24 protein-coding genes are annotated in these 20,921 nt (G+C 52.8%); 23 read left to right on the top strand and 1 reads right to left on the bottom strand.

The window, feature by feature from the left end:
* The first annotated feature begins 79 nt into the window (after nt 1-79).
* From KNL20_RS01590 to KNL20_RS01485, 23 genes are all read left to right on the top strand, one after another.
* A complete protein-coding gene (locus tag KNL20_RS01590) occupies nt 80-370 on the top strand; it encodes a hypothetical protein (protein WP_018305732.1) in 291 nt (96 codons plus the stop codon).
* A 133-nt stretch (nt 371-503) separates the two neighbouring features.
* Nucleotides 504-839, top strand: a complete 336-nt coding sequence (locus KNL20_RS01585; protein WP_026198774.1) for a hypothetical protein — start codon at nt 504-506, stop codon at nt 837-839.
* An 8-nt stretch (nt 840-847) separates the two neighbouring features.
* Nucleotides 848-1,678, top strand: a complete 831-nt coding sequence (locus KNL20_RS01580; RefSeq protein ID WP_018305734.1) for a DNA adenine methylase — start codon at nt 848-850, stop codon at nt 1,676-1,678.
* A 66-nt stretch (nt 1,679-1,744) separates the two neighbouring features.
* The gene (locus tag KNL20_RS01575) at nt 1,745-2,284 is read left to right on the top strand and encodes a hypothetical protein (RefSeq protein WP_018305735.1); all 540 of its coding nucleotides are present in this window, start codon (nt 1,745-1,747) and stop codon (nt 2,282-2,284) included.
* Nucleotides 2,285-2,325: 41 nt separating this feature from the next.
* A complete protein-coding gene (locus KNL20_RS01570; RefSeq protein ID WP_018305736.1) occupies nt 2,326-2,883 on the top strand; it encodes a YodL domain-containing protein in 558 nt (185 codons plus the stop codon).
* Between the two features lie 50 nt (nt 2,884-2,933).
* Complete coding sequence (locus tag KNL20_RS01565; RefSeq protein ID WP_018305737.1) at nt 2,934-3,164, top strand: DUF6133 family protein; 231 nt, start codon at nt 2,934-2,936, stop codon at nt 3,162-3,164.
* Between the two features lie 34 nt (nt 3,165-3,198).
* Nucleotides 3,199-3,558 (top strand): SpoVG family protein, encoded by a 360-nt coding sequence (locus KNL20_RS01560; protein WP_018305738.1) that lies wholly within the window; start codon nt 3,199-3,201, stop codon nt 3,556-3,558.
* 10 nt (nt 3,559-3,568) lie between these two features.
* Nucleotides 3,569-7,528: an S-layer homology domain-containing protein gene (locus KNL20_RS01555; protein WP_230398918.1), complete on the top strand. Its 3,960-nt coding sequence runs from the start codon at nt 3,569-3,571 to the stop codon at nt 7,526-7,528.
* A 531-nt stretch (nt 7,529-8,059) separates the two neighbouring features.
* On the top strand, nt 8,060-9,874 hold the full coding sequence (gene ltrA / locus KNL20_RS01550) for a group II intron reverse transcriptase/maturase (protein ID WP_268966527.1): 1,815 nt from the start codon (nt 8,060-8,062) through the stop codon (nt 9,872-9,874).
* A gap of 207 nt (nt 9,875-10,081) precedes the next feature.
* The gene (locus KNL20_RS01545) at nt 10,082-10,273 is read left to right on the top strand and encodes a DUF6133 family protein (RefSeq protein WP_427846222.1); all 192 of its coding nucleotides are present in this window, start codon (nt 10,082-10,084) and stop codon (nt 10,271-10,273) included.
* Nucleotides 10,263-10,715 carry a prepilin peptidase gene (locus KNL20_RS01540; RefSeq protein WP_018305741.1) on the top strand — a complete coding sequence of 151 codons (453 nt, stop codon included), beginning with the start codon at nt 10,263-10,265 and terminating at the stop codon, nt 10,713-10,715. Before KNL20_RS01545 ends, KNL20_RS01540 begins: the two co-directional genes overlap by 11 nt.
* Nucleotides 10,712-10,846 carry a hypothetical protein gene (locus tag KNL20_RS15870; RefSeq protein WP_018305742.1) on the top strand — a complete coding sequence of 45 codons (135 nt, stop codon included), beginning with the start codon at nt 10,712-10,714 and terminating at the stop codon, nt 10,844-10,846. Before KNL20_RS01540 ends, KNL20_RS15870 begins: the two co-directional genes overlap by 4 nt.
* Before the next feature lie 29 nt (nt 10,847-10,875).
* Nucleotides 10,876-11,706, top strand: a complete 831-nt coding sequence (gene cpaB / locus KNL20_RS01535) for a Flp pilus assembly protein CpaB (protein WP_018305743.1) — start codon at nt 10,876-10,878, stop codon at nt 11,704-11,706.
* A complete protein-coding gene (locus tag KNL20_RS01530; protein WP_230398916.1) occupies nt 11,706-12,521 on the top strand; it encodes a ParA family protein in 816 nt (271 codons plus the stop codon). The genes cpaB and KNL20_RS01530 overlap by 1 nt, the downstream gene beginning before the upstream one ends.
* 278 nt (nt 12,522-12,799) lie before the next feature.
* A complete protein-coding gene (locus tag KNL20_RS01525) occupies nt 12,800-14,092 on the top strand; it encodes a type II/IV secretion system ATPase subunit (RefSeq protein ID WP_456299668.1) in 1,293 nt (430 codons plus the stop codon).
* Nucleotides 14,089-15,018 (top strand): type II secretion system F family protein, encoded by a 930-nt coding sequence (locus KNL20_RS01520; protein ID WP_230398914.1) that lies wholly within the window; start codon nt 14,089-14,091, stop codon nt 15,016-15,018. The genes KNL20_RS01525 and KNL20_RS01520 overlap by 4 nt, the downstream gene beginning before the upstream one ends.
* Nucleotides 15,019-15,028: 10 nt before the next feature.
* The gene (locus KNL20_RS01515) at nt 15,029-15,901 is read left to right on the top strand and encodes a secretion protein F (protein ID WP_230398913.1); all 873 of its coding nucleotides are present in this window, start codon (nt 15,029-15,031) and stop codon (nt 15,899-15,901) included.
* A 16-nt stretch (nt 15,902-15,917) separates the two neighbouring features.
* Complete coding sequence (locus tag KNL20_RS01510; protein ID WP_230398912.1) at nt 15,918-16,574, top strand: DUF3848 domain-containing protein; 657 nt, start codon at nt 15,918-15,920, stop codon at nt 16,572-16,574.
* The gene (locus tag KNL20_RS01505; protein WP_018305749.1) at nt 16,568-16,963 is read left to right on the top strand and encodes a DUF4320 family protein; all 396 of its coding nucleotides are present in this window, start codon (nt 16,568-16,570) and stop codon (nt 16,961-16,963) included. Before KNL20_RS01510 ends, KNL20_RS01505 begins: the two co-directional genes overlap by 7 nt.
* The gene (locus KNL20_RS01500) at nt 16,963-17,508 is read left to right on the top strand and encodes a hypothetical protein (RefSeq protein WP_026198775.1); all 546 of its coding nucleotides are present in this window, start codon (nt 16,963-16,965) and stop codon (nt 17,506-17,508) included. The genes KNL20_RS01505 and KNL20_RS01500 overlap by 1 nt, the downstream gene beginning before the upstream one ends.
* Before the next feature lie 106 nt (nt 17,509-17,614).
* A complete protein-coding gene (locus KNL20_RS01495; protein ID WP_018305751.1) occupies nt 17,615-18,172 on the top strand; it encodes a DUF6550 family protein in 558 nt (185 codons plus the stop codon).
* A 69-nt stretch (nt 18,173-18,241) separates the two neighbouring features.
* Entirely contained in the window at nt 18,242-19,933 is a 1,692-nt protein-coding gene (locus KNL20_RS01490) for a hypothetical protein (protein WP_230398911.1), read from the top strand.
* Between the two features lie 75 nt (nt 19,934-20,008).
* The gene (locus tag KNL20_RS01485) at nt 20,009-20,347 is read left to right on the top strand and encodes a DUF3852 domain-containing protein (RefSeq protein WP_018305753.1); all 339 of its coding nucleotides are present in this window, start codon (nt 20,009-20,011) and stop codon (nt 20,345-20,347) included.
* Between the two features lie 164 nt (nt 20,348-20,511).
* On the opposite strand, the gene KNL20_RS01480 is transcribed toward KNL20_RS01485, so the two are convergent.
* Nucleotides 20,512-20,880 (bottom strand): YkvA family protein, encoded by a 369-nt coding sequence (locus tag KNL20_RS01480; protein WP_225544039.1) that lies wholly within the window; start codon nt 20,878-20,880, stop codon nt 20,512-20,514.
* Nucleotides 20,881-20,921 lie beyond the last annotated feature (41 nt).

The raw sequence follows: 20,921 nt of genomic DNA, 5'->3' as shown, positions 1-20,921 counted from the left end.
AGCAAATCTTTGTTGGCATTTGGTATAGCTATTCCAATGAAGCTGTGGCATTGTGTTGTGCTGAAGGGAGGCGAAGAAGATGGACGAGAAGCTCATGGACTTGCTGGATATGGCTCTGGCGGAGCGCTTTCAGCTTGCGTATTCCGCCATGAGGGAATCAGACCCCCGGTCGGAAGAACTGGCACGGGAACTGCTTGAACTCAGCGCGAGCATTCAGAACAGCACTGAGATTACTCAGCACACAAAGGACAGGATCGATGATTACCTGACCGAAAATTCAGATATGGAGGTGAAATTTCAAAAGCACCTGTACATCCAAGGCGCCAAGGACTGCGTAGCAGTGTTAAGAGAGCTTGGCGTAATCCAGTAGCGCAGGCAGAAAAGCCTGTGCTTTTTTAGACCCCAAAACCAAAACAGGGCCGTTTCCCCAAACAGGAGGCGGCCCTGTTTTTTTGCGCTCTTTTTGCCTTTCTTTCCGGGGGAACGGTCGGAAAGGAGAACCCATGCAGAAAGAACAGCTTGCAGAGCATCTGCGCCGGTATCACCACGGAGCGGAACACGCCGTCACCAGCCAGGAGCTGGAACACACCTTCCGCGTTTCGGGCAAGGAGCTGCGGGATCAGGTCAACGCCCTGCGCCGAGAGGGTGTTCCCATTGCCAGTGATCAGAACGGGTATTTTTATGCGAAAACCGAAGCCGAGGTGCGCATGACCATCCGGCACATGAGAAACCGCATCAGCGGAATCAGCGCCGCCATTACCGGTCTCCGGCACTCCCTTGCGGCCTTTGACGATACGCAGCTGCGCCTGCCGCTGGAGAAAGGCGGTGATGACTCCTGAACAGCTTCATGTCCTGGATCGGAGGCAAGAAATCCCTGCGGGAGCTGATCGTCACCCTGTTTCCTCTCTATTATGAGCGGTACATTGAAGTGTTCGGCGGGGGCGGATGGGTGCTGTTCCATAAGCAGCCCGGCAACGATTTTGAGGTCTATAACGACTTCAACGGCCTGCTGGTGAACCTCTACCGCTGTGTGCGAGATAAACCGCAGGAGCTGATGGCGGTGCTTGCCTATTGTCTCAACTCCCGCGCAGATTTTGAACTTGTGAAAAATACCCTTGCCCGTGACAGTCCCGCATCGGATGTGCAAAGGGCGGCATGGTTTTACCAGCTCATCCGCTACAGCTACGCATCGGGGCTTACCAGCTACGGCAGCCAGCCCCACGACATCCGCAGCAACTTTCCCCTCATAGAGCAGGCACACCGGCGGCTTGCCAAGGTGGTTATCGAAAACAAGGATTTCGAGAAGCTCATCGGGCAGTACGACCGCCCTGTGAGCTTCTTCTACTGCGATCCACCATATTTTGAAACCGAAAGCTATTACAAAAATGTGGGCGAGGACGGCTTTACAGAAAAAGACCACATCCGTCTGCGGGATGCGCTGCTTCGGATCGACGGCAAATTCCTGCTGTCCTACAACGACTGTGAATTTATCCGCAGTCTCTATGAAGCACCGGGCATTCAAACGGAAGCCTTTACCCGTATCAACAACATCAAGCAGCGGTACGACAACGGAGCGCAGTTCCCCGAAATCCTCATTGCCAACTATGATCTGCATGAGCGTGATAAAAATGCTCCGGCACAACTGAACCTGTTTGGGGAAGGAGGCTTCATGGAGTAGCAAAGACGCCCTTGGCACAGCATTGCGTAAATCGCAAAATCAATATTTGTTAGGAGGAAACCATTCATGAAAAAGAATCAACTGCCCCAAATCGGTCTCCCTGCCGACGCCTGCGAGCAATCCGGCTTCACCGACAAGGATACGCTGGAGCTTCACGCCGGACAGAACGCCCTCGTATTTCTGAAGGATAAAATGACGGCCTTGGAGGTGGCGAACGCCATCCAAAGCCTTAGCACCCTTGCCGCAGATTTGACCGTCGTCCTCGCCTCGGCCTGCGGTCTTTGCAGCAACTGCGGCGACGAGTGCAGGGACGGCTGCCCTGCCGAATGGGTGGCCGGGTGCGCTCTCTGCCATGATCTGCTGGATGAAAGCCAGAGCATCCGCATCCCCGGCTATCTGCTGGAGGAATCGGGCATCCCCGCGGACGCCAAGCTGGAAGCCTATACGGATGAGGACAGCGGCGAAATTACGGTGGTGGAGGCGGATGTCCAGCAGGATATTTCCGATGTGCCGTCCGGTATCCTTATGGTGCTGGCCCAAAGCGGCGTGTGTCTTGCGGAGCTGGATGAGCTGATTATGCTGGACAGCATCGTCTACGGCAAATAACCCGTTTTGGATTCCCAACACACAATCCGGGAGGTGAGTATATGCCGGGAATCACCCTGAAAAACGGCCTCATTTCCTACTACGGAAACCCGGCCGGATATACAGAAAAAGAAAAAGCCGTGGTGGACAGCATCTTCCAAAATGACGAGCTGACTGCATGGATGAAAAGCCGAAGCCTGACCCCTCAGTGGACGGACGGCGTGATGGAGCGCCTTGCCGCAGGCGAACAGATGGGCGTCATGGCTGGAGCCGCCGCACCGCTCAAAAGTGTCCGCATCTGGCAGTTGAAGCCGGATACGGACGTGTATATGAAGTTTATCTCCTATGAGGACACAGTGCGGCAGTTCGGGGAGCCATCCCCGGAGCATTACCGCGTCGCCTATGACGGGCAGTTGGATACCAACGACCTCGAAGCCATCTACACAAGGTGCAATGTGAATCACCCGCCCGGTTATGACGGGCACTCCCTGTCCATGTCCGATGTGGTGGAGCTGTACGACGAGGGCGGCAGCGAGTTCCATTACTGTGACCGCTTTGGATTCCAAAAAATCAGCTTCGGGGACCCGGAGCAAACCCAAACCATGGGCATGAGTATGTAGGCAGCCGTCGGCTGTCTTTTCTCATGCCTTCACCAGTACAGGAGGTCAAAATGAAGAATTTATTTTGCAAGCTAAAGAACAAAACCGCAGAGGCGGCTGCCAAAAGCCGCTCCATCCTCACGGGGAATGCCGGGGAAGGCTACATTGACACCGCCATCAAAATCCTCATTGCCGTGGTGTTGGGAGCTCTGCTCCTTGCGGGGCTGTACACCCTGTTCGGGGAAACAGTACTGCCGACCCTGATCCAGCGTATTAAGGAAATGTTCAACTACGCCGGTTAATTTTGCCGGATATTTTGAGAAGGAGGAACAAACCATGCCTAAGAACACAGCACCGGCTGCCCCCAAATACGATGTGAAAATTCATTCCATTCGCCCGGAGGGCAGCTGCAAGGCCACCGCCTCGGTCAATGTCTACGGCGATTTCGCCGTGCGGGGCATCAAAATCATGGAGGGCTCCAAGGGGCTGTTTATCTCCATGCCCAGCTACAGGGCCGGAAACGGCGAATACAAGGATATCTGCTTTCCCTGCACCAAGGAGGCCAAGGCGGAGTTCGACAAGGCGGTCCTCGGCGCTTACCAGCAGGCACTGACCCAGGGACAGACCGCTGTACAGAAACAGGAATCCCCCGCCCAGCAGCAGGAGCAAGGCCAGCCTGTCATGGGTGGAATGTAGGAGGTAGCTCATGAACAAGAAAATGAAAAGACCGCTTGGTATCCTCCTTGTGGTTTGCATGGTTGTTGCCCTGCTGGCGGGCAGCGCCTACGCGGTAAACCGGTATTTTGAGGATGCCAAGGGCCATTGGGCGGAGGAAGCCATTCAAATCCTTACAGAAAAAGGCGTCATCAACGGCTATCCCGACGGGCTGGCGCATCCGGACGAAATCATCACCAGAGGGGAATTTGCCGCTCTCGTTGCCAGAACCATGGAGCTGCCGGAGCCGGAGGAAAGCGAGGTTACCCTTCGCTTCACCGACATTGCCGGACACTGGTCGGAGCAGCACATTGAGGCGCTCATCATTGCAGGAATCATCCAGAAGGACGATTTCGGCACAGAATTTCAGCCGGACCAGCCCATCACCCGTATGGAAATGATCCGTATGCTGGTGCGGGCCATCGGCAAGGGGGACCATGATGCTTCCTGCCCCTGCATCACTGGTTTTTCCGATGACGGCACGCTTTCTGAAGCGGACAAATCCAGCATCTGCACCGGCAAGGAATATGGCATTGTGGACGGCTACCCGGACGGCACGGTCAAGCCGGACGGCGATGCCACCCGCGCCGAAGCCTTTGAAATGCTGGTGGATACGGAAAAGGCAAAGGAGCAGATTGAAAAGGAAGAACCGCCCAAGCCGACTGTTCCCGCCAAGCCCACGGATAAGCCCTCCGGCGGAAATTCTGGCGGGAGTAACTCCGACAGCGGTTCCAGTGGTGGCAGCTCTCATGTTCCCGCCCCGCAGTTCAGCTTCACCTTGCCCAAAATCTCCTACACCGCCGATGAAATTGAGATCAAACCGGAAAGCCGATATGTCAGCGATGTGACATGGTCCGCCCTGAAAAGCGGACTGCCCGCCGCGCTTTCCGAGCTGACAGACGGCACCCTCGACAAAACCGGCGGCAAGGTGAAATTTACACAGACCGGCAGCGTCACCCTGATTGCCACGGCAAAAAACAGCCGGGGCGTCACGGCGACCCATGAGCAGACCATCAGCATCTATCCGGTGGTGACAGCTACTTTCACGCTGCCGGAAAGCACCCATACCGACAAATCCGTGGTGGTGGAGCTTTCCACTGAAAATCTCGGTTCCAATGCGGTGGTATGGTCCCTTGAAAAGGACGGCGCTGCTGTGGATATCGAAAAAGCCCTCTCCGGTGAGTTAACCGCTACCGGCGGCACGGTGCTGTTCAAGGAAAAGGGCAGTTATACGCTGACAGCCTCTATTACAGATGAGCTGGGTAAGGTTATCACCGCACAGAGCGGCATTACCGTCTACCCGGTGGCGGAGGTAACGCTCACTTTGCCAGTCGTTTCCCACACCGACAAAACCGTTGCACTCGAAACAGAAACAAAAAAAGCGGACGGACTTGCGCTTTCCTATACTCTGACCCGAAACGGCAAGCCTGCCGAAATCGGTACATGGATCGAAGGAAATCCTGCTGGCAGCAGCATTCGGTTCAAGGAAAAAGGCGTGTATGCGCTGACCGCCTCTGTCACCGACGATACCGGCAGAGTGTATGCCGATACCGCCAATATTACCGTCTACCCGGTAGGCTCCGCGGGCTTTTATCTGCCGGAAATTTTCCACACCGACAGCACCGTCACCGTGGAGGCGGTGTTCGGGGAAATCGGCAGCCATACCGCCAAGTGGTCTCTGCTCCGTGACGGAAAAGAAGTATCCCTCACCGATGCCGCTGAGGGCACGCTGGGCAACAGCGGCGGTGAGCTGAAGTTTCATGCCAAGGGCAGCTATGTTCTGAAAGCGGAATTCACCGATGACGGCGGCAGAACCTACCGCTATGAGCAGGGCTTCAAGGTGTATCCTGTGCCTGCCGTCCACTACAGCCTGCCAAAATATGTCCACACCGATACGGATATTGCGGTCGAAACCGAAACAGCCGATCTGGACGGACTCACCGTCGAATGGCTGGTGGACAACACCTACGGGTTTCAGGACTGGCCGACCTATGTGGATGGAACACTCACAAACGACGGCGGTACGATTCGCTTTAAACGAGCCGGTGTCTATGAGCTGACAGCCAGAGTTACGGATGAAACCGGCCGTGTATTTCTGTACGAAAGTAAGGAAAAGTGCGAGGTTCTGCCTGTGCTCACCATCGGCTTTGATCTTCCTGCCTTTGCCTATACCGACACCGCCCTCGACCTCAGAACCCACGGCAACAATCAGGTTCTGCCGGTGGAGTGGTCTGTGACAAAGGGCGGCAATCGCCTTCCGCTCTCGGAGGCGTTCAGCGGCGGGCTCAACGCACAGGGCGGCAAAATCACCTTTAAGAATGACGGCGAGTATGTTCTCACCGCCACCATGACCGATTACCTGAAACGCAGCTATTCCCACAGCGAGAGAATTCGCATCCTCCCTGTAGTGCAGTACGCGTTCAACATGCCGCAGATCGTTCACTACGGTACAGAGTTTGAAGTTGCCGCAAAGGATATTCGGCACCTCGGCGGCTACAGCGTTGTATGGACACTGCAAAAAGACGGAAATCCCGCACAGTATCAGGGCACCCTCGGCAATGACGGCGGGAAAATCGCTATCCGCGATACCGGCGCATTTACCCTGACCGCCTCTGTTACCGACAGCGCAGGCCGTGTCACCACCTATTCGGAGCGCATCACAGTTACCAACACTGCACCGAACGCTCCTATGGTAGAGGCCGTTCCCACCCGAACCGCCAAGGACGGCAAGTTTCTTGTGAACATCACCGCCAGTGCCACAGACCCAGATGGGGATGCGGTGACCTTGGAGTATGCGGATACCGCAGCCGACAGCTACTATGCGCCCGGCACCCACACCGTCCGTGTCCGGGCAAAGGATATCGCCGGGGCGTATTCCCCTTGGACGGAAAAGACCTTCACCGTGACCAATGCCGCGCCCACTGTTACCCTGACTGCCGAGCCGACCCGCACAGTAAAGGACGGCAAATTCCTCGTCAATATCAGCGCGACAGCCGCTGATGCGGACGGCGACGCCACCACGCTGGAGTGGGATAACAAGGCATCAGACGGTTACTATGCACCCGGCACCCATACCATAAAAGTCCGTGCAAAAGATATTGCCGGAGCGTATTCTCCTTGGACAGAAAAGACCTTCACCATTACCAGCTCCACACCAACGGTAACCCTGACCGCAACCCCCACCCGCACAGCGAAAAACGGTAAGTTCCTTGTCAATATCAGCGCCAAGGCGGTTGACGCGGATGGTGACGCCACCACGCTGGAGTGGGACAACAAGGCAGCGGATGGTTACTATGCCGTTGGCACGCACGCCGTCCGTGTTCGCGCCAAGGACGCAACCGGGCTGTATTCCGATTGGGTATCTAAGACCTTTACCATTGCAAACGCCGCCCCGACAGCGCCGGTGATTGCCCGAACCCCAAACGGCAACAGCGTAGCGCCGGGAACGCCGGTCACCATCAAGGCCACTAGCTCCGACCCGGACGGCGACCCCGTCACCCTCATTTGGGAGGGCAGAAACGCCGAAACGCAGACCTATCCCCGTGGAAAGAACGTTGTTCGTGTCAAAGCCGTGGATTCCGCAGGGGCTGAATCCCCATGGGCGGCCATCGTGTTCTTTGTGGCGGACTCCAACGGCGGCGGTGGCATGACCCTCACCGGCCCCGATTCCGTCATCATGGAAAACGGCATTGAAGGCGCCACCATCACGGAATACACCTTTACGGTGCCGCCCGTCAGCGGTCACAGCGGCGGTGACCACGGCAGAGTGCGCGGCTACAACAAGCTGACCGGGCAGTGGGATCAGCTGGATTATGGCACCACCTCTAACGGCATTACCTTCACCCGCACCCTCGGTGCAGGCGTGTATACCCGGCTGGAGTTTTATTACTACACCAACCACGATTGCATGTACGTGCGTCCGCAAGGACTCTATAGTATCGCTCGTGTGTGAGCATTAGATTAAAGAGAAATCTAATTGGTCAGCCGACTTACCAGTAGCCGAAAGGTCAATGGGAACAAAGCACGTCGGAAAAGCATATTTGTTTTGAAGTCAGAAAGAAGCAAGATATGCAAGACCACAGCGCAATATGGCTAAAGCTATACTGCTTCAATCCCAGTTTCTTCGCTTTAACACGTTGGGCAAACACACTCTGACTTATGTGTTTGAGGATAAATCTATGAAGATATCTGTACATTGTCTTCATACTCTTTGATTTATCTCGGTGTACGATAAGTACGCAAAAGAAACGAAAAGGAAGCCTAAGTTGCGCCAAAAAGTATTATGGAGTTTAAACGGAGATTGCCTAAGTTAGAATGCCGTCAAAATGGCTATATGTAATGCCTTTAAGGTGATAAATCTCAAGGATAAAACCAAGAGAGATGACATTGAATATCTAATATGGCAACGGAGCTTTCATAGTAGTCTGAGCAAGGGAAAGCCTTGTACATGGCGAAGGAAAGCAGATTGTTTTATTGATAAAGAATGGAGGTATGCGAAATGCAGAACGCTAACACGATTTTATCAATGCTAAATCAGAAATCGCAGAATGATGAACACTATGTATTCCAAAGAATATATAGGAATTTGTACAACCGGGAATTTTATGTCAATGCCTATGCCAGAATCCAATCCAAAGAAGGAAATATGACAGAGGGTGTTGATAACCGGACAATTGACGGTTTTAAATATGAAATGATTGATACTCTGATTGAAAAACTAAAAACTGAACAGTATTACCCCAAACCCGTTAGAAGAACCTATATTCCGAAAAAGAATGGTAAGACAAGGCCACTTGGTATACCGTGCTTTGAGGACAAACTGTTGCAGGAAGTCATTAGGCAACTCCTGGAATCAATCTATGAACCGATTTTTAGTGACAATTCACACGGGTTCAGACCGGACAGAAGCTGTCATACCGCCTTGTGTCAAATAAAAAACACAATGAGAGGTGCAAACTGGGTCATAGAGGGAGACATTACAGGGTGCTTTGATAACATTGACCACACTATCTTATTGAATATTTTATCTCAGAAGATAGAAGATGGCCGATTTATTGAGTTAATCAGACGATTTTTAAAAGCAGGATACCTTGAATTTAAGCAAATGCACAGGTCTTTATCAGGCTGTCCCCAGGGTGGAATTATTAGTCCCATTTTATCAAATATCTATCTAAATGAATTTGATAAATACATGGACGAAATCATCAATAAAAATACCAAGGGCAAGAAAAGAAAAAGTAATCCTGAATATCAAAGACTGCGTGGCAAAAGATATACAGCAATAAAAAATGGGAAGCTTGAAGAAATCAAAAGATTGACAAAGGTGATACAAAGCATACCGTCATTAGACCCCATGGACAGTAATTTTACGAGGGTAAAGTATGTGCGTTACGCCGATGACTTTGTAATTGAGGTAATTGGAAGTAAAGAAATGGCGGAATCTATTAAGGAAGATGTAGCTGCGTTTCTGAAAGAAAAATTAAATCTTGAATTAAATCAAGAGAAAACGTTAATTACGAATCTCGGAAATGAAAAAGCAAACTTTCTAGGCTATGAATTTACGAAAGCGCACTGCAATACCAAAATGGGCAAGGATAAACAGGGGAACAGAAAACGTTCTGTAAATGGTCAGATTCAATTATTAGTGCCACATAAAGTAATTAGTCAAAAAATCAGAGAATTCACTCAATATGGCGAATCGTGTGTCTTTAAGCCAAGACTAAAATTGCCTGTACTTGATATCATTAACGAGTACAATGCAGAAATCAGAGGGCTATACAATTATTATTGTCTGGCAACCAATGTAAGTCAAAGGCTGTACAAATTTAAGTATTATCACTATTTCAGTATGGTGCACACCATTGCAAGAAAAGAAAATATATCTGTAAAAAAAGTCATTAAAAAATATGGAATTGATGTGCCGGTTAAAGATGGCACAGGAACACGCCGGATTGTTGGAGTAAAATACCATACAAAAAAAGGTGAGAAAACAATGACGTACTTTAATGACCGGATTGTGAAAAAAGACTTTCCAGAGGCTAATGTTTATGACAGCTTTGGATATGATATTTCTTTTAACTCACAGCTAATTACAAGGTTAAATGCAAACAAATGTGAATTGTGCGGAAGTACTGAAAATATTGAAGTTCATCATGTAAGAAAACTTAAGGATATCAAAGATAAGTATAAAAAACGTGGCAGGCATATACCGAATTGGGTCTTAACAATGTCAAAAATGAACAGAAAGACATTAATTGTATGCAAAGACTGTCACTGGGATATCCATGGTGGAAAATGATTTAGAAACAATTGGAGAGCCGTATACATTGAAAGGTGTACGTACGGTTCGGAGGGGGGCAGACAAAAACCTACCATAGAAATATGGTGTGGCGTTGGTTGCCTACCCTACAACAAATCCAACATCACCTACTCGGTGACCTACCATTTTGAATAAGGGGGAACAACCATGAAACATCTTATTTGCAAGCTGAAAACCAAGGCGGCCATGGCTGCCGCCAAAACCCGCCGCGTCCTTTCCGGGAGCCACGGGGAAGGCTACATTGACACGGCGATTAAAATCCTGATTGCCGTGGTGCTGGGCGCTCTGCTCCTTGCAGGACTGTATGCCCTGTTTGGGGAAACGGTGCTGCCAACCCTGACCGAGCGTATCAAGGAAATGTTCAACTATGGTGGCTGATAGCACCCTTCAAGCGGTGCTTTTTTTCTGTCTGCTGCTGGCGGCTTCTGTGTGGGATCTCCGCAAACGGATCATCCCGGACAGCATTTGCCTCCTGATTGCACTGACTGGGCTGATGGATTTCAGCCCTGTCAGGCTTTGGGGCGTTCTTGCCGCACTGCCCCTGCTCATTGCCGCCCTGTGCAAACCGGAAGGCATCGGCGGCGGGGATATCAAGCTCACCGCTGCCGCAGGCATGGTACTGGGCTTTTGGGGATGCACGTCCGGGCTGCTGCTCGGCCTGACGGCATCCCTCTTTTTTTATCTCATCGAACAGATTGTCAGACGGCTCCGCAAACTGGAGCCGCAGAAGGCGTCACAGGCATCCCTGCCCATGGCACCCTTTTTGTCCCTCGGCTTTCTTGCCGTAACCATTCTAAAAATTGGAGGAAACATCCTATGAAAAGAATTCATATCAGCAGAAAAAAGACCCTCATCGTTGCCGGTATCGCCGCTGTTTCGCTTGCGGCGGCTCTCATTCCCAAGGCTGTGAAAGCGGTGAAATCCCGTAAATACAGCTCCGCTAGCTTCTAAATTACCATGAAATCAAGGAGGGAAATCCTATGAGTCTATTTAAAAACCGCATGGTGGTCGGCATAATCTGTATCCTTTTGTCCCTGCTGATCTGCTTTGGCATGACGCCGTTGTTCAACCAGTCCGTCAGCCAGAAAACCGAAATCGTCCGCGTCGCCAAGGAAATCAAGGCAGGCGAGGAAATCACCAAAGAGATGGTGCAGACCGTGGAGGTGGGCGGCTTCGGACTGCCGGACAATGTTCTTCGCCAGAGCGAATCCGTCGTGGGCAAATATGCCACAGCCGACCTTTCCGTTGGCGACTATATCCTAAACACTAAGCTGTCCGATACCCCCGCTGCGGAAAATACCTATCTTTACAATCTGAACGGCACCAAGCAGGCCATGTCGGTGACCATTAAGAGCTTTGCCAACGGTCTTTCTGGCAAGCTCCAGAGCGGCGATATCGTATCGGTGATTGCCCCGGATTACAAAAAGCAGGGCTCCACCGTGATCCCCGTCGAGCTGAAATATGTGGAGGTCATCGCCGTCACCGCAGGCAGCGGCTATGACGCCAACCAGCGTGACGCTGGACCCAATTCGCCTTCGGCATCTGATGAACGAGAACTTCCTGCAACCGTGACCCTGCTGGTATCCCCGGAACAGAGCAAGACATTGGCGGAACTGGAATCAGACGGCAAGCTCCATCTGTCCCTCGTTTATCGCGGCACGTCCGCCAACAGCGCCAAGTTTATCGAAGCGCAGGACGAGGTCATCGCCGCACTGTACCCTGCGGAGCCGGTGCAGGACAGCGCTTCTGAATCTCAGGAACCGGAGGAAAGCACTACATCCGAAGTGCCTGTAGAAAGTGAGGCGCAGTGATGCTGAACTTTAAGAAAAAGGGCATCTTTACCCACCCATCTGCGGAAAAGGATGCCCCGCCGGAGCAGGAACCGCAGGATGGCATCCTTGCCGTTTGGGGCTCTCCCGGCAGCGGAAAAACCGTCACTGCCGTAAAGATTGCCAAGCACCTTGCTGACCGGAAGAAAAACGTGGTGCTGCTGCTCTGCGATATGACCGCGCCCATGCTGCCCTGCATTTGTCCGCTCTCCGAACTGGAGGGAGAGCATTCGTTGGGCAGTATTCTTGCCGCCGCCCATGTGACGGAGCCGCTCATCAAGCACAATCTGGTGACGCTGAAAAAGCACAAATATCTCACCATCCTGGGCATGAAAAAGGGTGAAAACGAGTACACCTACCCGCCCTATGAGCAGGTACAGGCGCAGGAGCTTCTGGACAATCTGCGGAAAATCGCCCCTTTCGTGGTGGCGGACTGCGGCAGCTATATTGCCAATGACATTCTCTCCGCCGTGGCGCTCATGGAGGCCGACAGCGTTCTGCGGCTCGCAAACGCCGATCTGAAGTCCGTGAGCTATCTCTCCAGCCAGCTCCCGCTGCTCCGGGATTCCAAATGGGATGCGGAGAAGCAGTACAAGGTTGCCGGCAACGTCAAGCCCCGGCAAGCCGGGGAGCAGATCGGACAGGCGCTGGGCTCGGTGGCCTTTACCCTGACCCATTCGCCGGAGCTGGAGGAACAGTATCTTGCCGGGAATCTGCTAGCGGATTTGTCCCTGAAGGACAGCCGCCAGTTCCGCAAGGAAATCGAAAAAATATGCAGGGAGGTGTTCGGCGTATGAAATTAGGCAAAAAAAGAAACGCGTCGGTGTTTCAGACCGCGCCGGTATCTGCGGTGGAAAGCGGAAATCATCCGTTGTCCACAGAACCGGAGCTTATCACCGAAGTTGAAAATGCCTCCGAATCCACGGCCGAGAGATTTGCAAACTTGCAGTTCGGTCCCGATGTGGATATTTTGAATCCGCCGGATGAGCAGGACGCCGCCCCGTTGCGTGACAACCGCACGCTGCGTGCGCATGGACTGTTCTTTACCCCGGAAACGGAGGGAAAGGACTTCTCCATGGTGCTTGCCGAGGTGCAGGCGTACATCTCTGAGCATTACAGCACCCTCCTCACCGAAGGCGGCGGGGACGCCAAGGTACAGATGAAGCGGTATATCCAGAAATTCCTGCAGGATAACCGCATTTCTGTGGGCGGCATGAGCGGCGACAGACTGACGGACGCCCTCTACACCGAAATGGCGGAGTTCGGGTTTCTGACCAAATACATCTTCGGCACCGGGATTGAGGAAATCGACATCAATTCGTGGCGGGACATTGAGGTTCAGTATTCGGATGGCCGCACCGTCAAGCTGGAGGAACGCTTTGAAAGTCCCCAGCACGCCGTCAACGTCATTCGCAGGATGCTCCACATCAGCGGCATGGTGCTGGATAACGCCAGTCCCATCGTGCTGGGGCATCTCAGTGAAAATATCCGTATCGCCGTACTGAAAAGCCCCATTGTGGACGAGGATGTGGGCGTGGCGGCTTCCATCCGTATCGTCAACCCGCAGAGCATGAAAAAAGAGGATTTTGTTAAAAGCGGCACGGCGACAGACTCCATGCTGGATTTTTTGTCCCTCTGCATTCGTTACGGCATTTCGGTCTGTGTAGCAGGAGCCACCAGCTCCGGCAAAACCACCGTGGCGGGCTGGGTGCTGACCACTGTACCGGACAACAAGCGTATCTATACGATTGAAAACGGCTCCCGTGAGCTGGCTCTCGTCAGAGAAAAGGACGGTAAAGTGGTCAATTCGGTCATCCATACCCTGACCCGTGACAGTGACAATGACCGCCAGCGCATCGACCAGACGAACCTTTTAGACTATGCGCTCCGCTTTAACCCGGACATCATCGTGGTGGGCGAGATGCGAGGGCCCGAGGCGAACGCGGCGCAGGAGGCCGCCCGAACCGGCGTGGCGGTGCTGACCACCATCCACTCCAATTCCTGTGAGGCCACCTACCGCCGCATGGTGTCCCTGTGCAAGCGCGCCGTGGATATGTCCGATGCGACCCTGATGGACTATGTCACCGAAGCCTATCCCATTGTGGTGTTCTGCAAGCAGCTGGAAAACAAGCAGCGCCGCATGATGGAGATTCAGGAATGCGAGATTCTGCCGGACGGCACAAGGCGTTTTCGCCCGCTGTTTCAATATGTCATCACCGAAAACCGCATGGAGGACGGAAAATTCATCATTGAGGGGCACCATGAGCAGGTCAATACCATCTCGGACAGCCTCGCCAAGCGGCTTCTGGAAAACGGTATGCCCCAGGCGGTCATTGAAGCTCTGCGAAAGGAGGAACAAACCGCATGACAACGGTACTGTTAATCGCCTGCATCGGCATGATCGCAGGCTCTTTTCTTTTGCTGGGGCTGACCCCCATGGCGTTTACAACCGCCATCTTCGGCAGGCTGACCGATCAGCCCAAAGCACTTCGCGATGAGGTCAATGAAACCACCCACAGGAAAAAGAAATCCTATCTGCGCCGGGAAATCGCCGAGGTGCAGTCCATTCTAAAGCTCAGCGGCAGATCGGCGCGCTTTCCCATGCTCTGTGCCTTGTCCCTGCTGTTCTTTGCCGTGGGCGCGTCGGTCGCCGTGATGCTCTCGAACTTTTTTCTGGTTCCTGTCATGGCGGCGGGCTGTATGCTCCTGCCGTTCTGGTGGGTAAAGCTCACAGCCAGCCACTTCAAAAAGGACATTGCGGCGGAGCTGGAAACGGCTCTGTCCATCATCACCACGGCCTATCTTCGAAATGAGGACATTCTGACAGCGGTGGAGGAAAATCTCCCGTACCTGAACCCGCCCGTGCTGTCGGTATTTCAGGGCTTTGTGTCCCGTGTGCGGCTGGTCGACCCCGATGTGACGGCGGCGCTCCATGACGTGAAAGAGAGCATCGACAACGCAGTGTTCCATGAGTGGTGCGACGCCCTCATTGCCTGCCAGCACGACCGCAGCCTGAAAACCACCCTGACGCCCATTGTCAGCAAGCTCAGTGATATGCGGGTAGTCAACGGCGAGCTGGAAAACATGGTATTTGAGCCGAGAAAAGAATTCATCGTTATGGTGATTCTCGTCATCGGGAATATTCCGCTGCTGTATTTTTTGAATCAGGACTGGTACCATACGCTGATGCACACCCCGCTGGGACAGGTGGTGCTGGCGATCTGCGCCGCCGTGATTTTCGTTTCCACGGCATTTGTGATTAAGCTCACCCAGCCCATCGAATATCGAAGATAAGGAGGAACCCATGACAATCTATCTGTTTTTATTCGGAGTCCTCCTATCGGCGGGACTCTTTTTCATTGCCGCCGATCTCTTACATCTGCCTACCCTCGCCACGCAAAAGGCGATGCTGTCGGCAGGAAAGCAGGCAAAGGCCAAACCCAAAACCACCGATGCCCTGCTCAGAAATGCCGCCGTCCGGCTTTCCCGGTATATCCGTATGGACGAATACAAGAAAAGCCGGATGGTAAATGTGCTGTCTGCGGCGGGGCTTTCCGACTCGCCGGAGCTGTTCACGGCAACGGCAATCGTCAAGGCGGCGGCCATCGGGCTGTGCATCATTCCCTGCCTGATTGTCCTGCCGCTACTGGCGCCCATTGTGCTGTTTGCCTCTATCCTGGTCTATTTCAAGGAAATCCGCAAGGCGGATGAGGCACTGGCGGCCAAGCGCGGGAAAATCGAACAGGAGCTGCCCCGTTTCGTTGCAACCGTCACCCAGGAGCTGAAAGCCAGCCGGGATGTGCTGTCTATGCTGGAAAATTTCAAGAAAAACGCAGGCGAGGACTTTGCGGCGGAGCTTGACATCCTCACGGCGGATATGCGCTCCTCCAGCTATGAGGCGGCGCTAACTCGCTTTGAGGCAAGGTTCAATTCGCCCATGCTCTCGGATATTACCAGAGGGCTGATCGGCGTACTGCGGGGAGATGACAATGCGGTCTATTTCCAAATGCTTTCCCACGACATGAAGCAGCTGGAGCTTCAGCGGCTGAAAGCGCAGGCTATGAAAATACCGCCCAAAATCCGGGTGTTTTCCTTTGCCATGCTCATGTGCTTTCTTATGACCTACATGGCAATTATTATCTATGAAATCATCACATCCCTCGGAGGGATGTTCTAAGGGAGGTGTAAGCCAGATGACAGAACAGGAAATGATGACGCTTCTGCGCAAAAAGCTGGACTGCGGTATGGCGCAGTATCAAAAGGAATGGCGGCAGAAACCGGCCTCCGAGCTGGGGGAGCTGGCAAGTGAAATTTCCGCTGTGAAGTTTGTGTACGGAGAATTATCCGGCGGCAGCTATTCCGCTGAATATATGGAGTATCTGCTCCGCTTTGAAAACCCGCTGGAGGTGGTAGCGGATCAGTGGATATCCGAACAGAATGTTGATTTCAGCGAGGAACTCACCCATGCCCTTTGGACGCTGTGGGATAAGGGCGAATCGGAACCAGAGTATGCCCTTGACCCGGAATATGCGCCTGTTTCCGCGGAGGAAGTGAGAATCACCGTGCGGGAATTTATTGAAGCGCACCCGGACGCGTCATTTGACATGATGACGCCCGGCGGGTATGTGTACCTGACGCCGGAAACCGCACAGCTTCTGCTCTCCGGCCAGAGTGTGAAAGGCAATCCCGGTAGCTCTGAATTTGCCAGAGATGTCCCTGCGGAGGAACTGCTGGAGCAGGAAATCTGCACCGCCGATTTCAGCAAGAGCGCATGGCGTGTGTTAAGTGACCACAACCCGGAACCGTGGCAGGAACAGGGACCCTTTGAGCAGGGGGTGACCATGTGCTGAAAATTCTGAGAAACAAGCGCGGAGAGGGCTACATTGACGTGGCCGTGCTGGTGCTGTGTGCCATGCTGGTCATTGCCCTTGCTGTGAAGGTGTTTCCCGTCTACATCCAAAAGCAGCAGCTGGACACCTTCGCCACTGAGCTCATCCGGGAGGCCGAAATTGCCGGACAGGTGGGCGGTGAAACCAGCCTCCGTGAGCAGCTTCTGCGGGAAAAGACCGGGCTTTCCCCCAGCGTGGAATGGTCTGAAACCGGCAGAATCCAGCTCAATGAGGAAGTCACGGTAACGGTCACCTACCAGACCAACATCGGGCTGTTCGGCGGCTTCGGATCGTTCCCCATTACGCTGAGAGCAGACGCGGCGGGAAAGAGCGAGGTTTATTGGAAATGATGGATAAAATCAAGCAAATCCTACGGGGAAAAGGTGGCGCGGGCTTTCCGCTGATTATTGCGATCACCCTGTCGCTGGTCATCATCTTCACCGGCATTTCTGAATATTTTCGGCTGATGATCATAGCGCAGGGTGTTCGGGATGCGGTGCAGGCCGCTGTCATCTCCACCGTGGTGGAGAATTACGATGATGTGTACCACGGTGTGCGGGAGGGCTATTCGGGCGCTTACCAGCCCTATGCCGGAGATTTCGAGGAAAGCCTCGATTACGGCGATATTTATGACCGGCTGGACGGCATCCTTGGGCTTTCCTACAATAGTGGCTATCACGAAAAGCGCACCCCGGACGGCAAGCTGGAATTTAAGGCCTGGAACCTAAATGTGGATATTCGCAATGCACCTTTTGCGTCAGGGGATCATGCCTCCGACCGCTTTGAAGCGGACAGCACCATCCTGCTGGAGGTTCCCGTATCCTTTGGCGGGAAGCTGCTGCCGCCCATGACCATCAAGGTCAAAACCAGCGCCGGGTATACGCCGAGGTTTTGACTGGTTTCAATTTTTTCTATAATATGGATAGACTTTTTGAAAATTTCGTGGTAGGGTGTGACTTAACAAGAAGAATCTCAAAATTTAACAATAGGAGGATACTCTTATGAAAAATATGAATCCCAAAATGAAGAAGTGGCTGGCCGTCGCCGGTGGACTCGCCCTCTGTGCGGTGCTGGTAGTGCTGATCGGGCAGCGGCTCCAGACGCCGGAACCGGCAGATGCGCCCCTTCCGTCCCAAAGCTCCGAGGTAAGCAATGTGACGGTAGACCCATCCGAACCGGAAATTACAGAGAATGAAAAAGAGGTCACCGTAACCCCGCCCGATACCACTCAGCCGGTAAGTGCCGACAACGGCGCGGTTTCCAGCGGCACCGAGCAGACCATTCAGGGCGATGTGAGCAAGCCCGAATATACCGAGGAACAGCTCAAAGACCCTACGCAAAAGCCCAATGGCGAAAAGGTCACCGAGCCTCCCACGGCTGTCGACCATGACAAGGTGGAACAGCCGAAGGAAACACCGAAGCAGGAACCCTCCTCTAAACCCAGCAGCGGTGGAAACAGCATCCCCGGCTTTGATAATGTGCCGGATGGCGGTGCTAATCATGGAGAAGTTGTTGATGGAGACGGCGATATCAACAAACAGGTTGGTATCATGGACTAAATAAGAATATACCCCATGGCACGGTTGAAAGATACCGTGCTTTTTTATTTGCAGAAACAGGAGGTTAGGATGAAAAATTTACTTTTAAGAGCCCTGCCGCTGTTCCTCATTTTGTGTATGCTCTGCCCGATGACTGCTTTTGCCGACACCGGCGGCAGCGGGAACATTGACGGCGGTGGCGGCGGGATGGGTCAGGGAACCAGCACCAATTCATGGAGTCCCGGCAACGAAGGTGTGCGTGTAACAGTTGTTCGCGCAAGCGACCATGCGGTGGTCACCACACCTTTTGACTTTACCAATAAGGCTCCCTCGGCGGGAATATACCATTTTGGAAAGGTTAGCAAACTGCAATATAATAACGGTGCTTCACTAAGCCCGGTAAAAGGTGGCTATACCTATAAAAATCCCGGACAGACTATGCCACGCATCATCAGCACTAACGGCAGCAACAACATTGAGGCCATAAAGAAATACTTCTGTTCCGAATACGTGGTTAAGCGTATTGCGGAAATTACAGGCATGAATTATGACGTTCTCATCGGCGGCGAGTATAAAATTCTTTTGGAGCCACTGGCTTACTACAAGTTCGAGGGCAATATGTTTGCCACCACCGCCACCGAGGCGGCGCTCTATGATGAGCAGACCAGCGGTCTGTTAAGGCGGCGGATGGTATCCCTCACCCACAAGAATCTGCCTCTTGCTATGTTTCTGGAGGTAAGCGATCTCGGCTATCCCGCATGGGGCGGCAGCAAGACCAGCGCCGCCACCAACGCGGATATTAAATCCAGCCTTGGGCTTGGCATCGTCCGATTTGAAGAAAAGCCGGAGAAACCGCAGATTGAAGCCTACGACTACGAGTACCGTGTCAACACCGATGTCATCACGGCAGTGAGAATCAGCGGCGGTCAGTCTGATCCCGACAGCCCCACCCGCGTCAGCTTCAACATCGGAGGCCAGACCTACAGCGTGGGCAATGTTTATTACCCCGACGGCGACAGCCAGCTTGCGTGGGTGAAATGGAGAACCCCGGATACCGAGCAAAACATGACCATTAAGGTGACAGTGTCCGGCCCCGGCAACACAGCGAAAACGACCCTCAACGTGAAAATCGTTGATCTTGATAAGAACCCGCCACCCAATCCCGTAGCCGATGACCGCAACGACAGTTTCTCCCGTGTTTCTGTTCCAAGTAGAGCAGTGAAAAGCACGGTAAGCTGGAGTGTCTGGCGCCCGTGGTGGCAGGAATATTGGGTGTGGCACAGCGGCGATGAGGACGATGATGGATATTGGTGCGACCATGGGTGGTACGAATTTGATCTGGATCGCTACAGCGCCAGCCTGACCGCAGCCATGAGCATTCAGTGCGACAGCAAAAATCCTACTGCCAGCGGAAGAACTATGAAATCCGGGTACGGCATCAACCAGACCGCCACCGGGAGCATCAGCTCCAACCAAAGCTCGGCGGTAACCCAGCCGCAGAATGCGGTCAGCTATTTTCCCGAATTCGGCTACGAAACCTATTGGCGACTGTTGGAGCGAATGGGTACAGGGCGGTTTGAGTTTCAGAAAAATCCCTATTCCACCTACAAGAATCGGACCCATTTCAGCCCGATCTGGATGCCCGATGGCGCCTATACCGTCAACACATGGCTCATAGATGCGTGGACGCCCGATGGAATGCTGTCCGCCAACCTGACCGACAGCCTGACCATCAAGGGAAATTTGTGGCAGGATTGGCACGCTGGCCCTAAAAAACCTTAGCTATAACACAGAAAAAGAACAAGGTGGCGGGAGCGATCCTGCGGCCTTGTTCCTTATTTCAGGAAGGTGGTTTTCATGAAAAGATACAAAAAAATTGCACTGGCACTCTCGCTTGTTCTCATGGTAAGCCTGTTGTTTAGCACAACCGCTTTTGCGGCAAACGGCGATGTGGCCGGGGCAATCGAAGGAACGTGGAACGACGCCTCCAGCCAGATTAAAACCGTGGTCAACAAGGTGGTATTCCCCGCCATCGACCTGATTCTGGCGGTGTTTTTCTTTGCAAAATTGGGGACTGCATACTTCGACTATAGAAAACACGGACAATTTGAGTGGGCGGCGCCTGCAATTCTGTTCGCCTGTTTGGTGTTCACACTGACGGCGCCGACCTATATTTGGACAATTCTCGGAATGTGATGGTGAAATAGAAGATGGGCAATCTCATCCTAATTGGTGAGATTGCCTATACTTTCAGCCTATTGCAGGTTATATGCAATATAACATTATCAACTTGTCTGCATCTAAGAAAAAATGCAGGCGCTGCAATTTATTATTTCCAGTTTCTTGTGATAGCTGCAAAGTTAAAACAGAAATGCTCTTATAATCAGCCATAAAACAAGAAGCCAGATGGCCACAATCAGGAGAGCATAGTACCACTTTTTCGGCTTCCCGCTTGCCCATTGGCCCGTTGCTTCTTCCCGATAATGTTCAAATAGCTCTTGCGGGATAAAACGAATGGTAAGCGCGATCAGAAAGGGAAGCAAAATGACATCGTCAAGATACCCCAGCACGGGAATAAAATCCGGTATCAGATCAACCGGTGATAAGGCATAGGCGACGGTTACACCAGCCAACACTTTTGCAATGGCAGGAGTGTTTTTGTCCTTCATACACAGAAATACCGCTGGGATATCGGTTTTCAACTGTCGTGCTCTTTTTTTCAAATCCATAGTTATTATCCTCTCAGGATGAATCTCAGGGCTTCACATTT

Source organism: Novisyntrophococcus fermenticellae (assembly GCF_018866245.1).
Classification (GTDB): domain Bacteria; phylum Bacillota; class Clostridia; order Lachnospirales; family Lachnospiraceae; genus Novisyntrophococcus; species Novisyntrophococcus fermenticellae.
The sequence above is the reverse complement of the archived record's forward strand: the minus strand, read 5'-3'. Positions and strand labels throughout refer to the sequence as shown.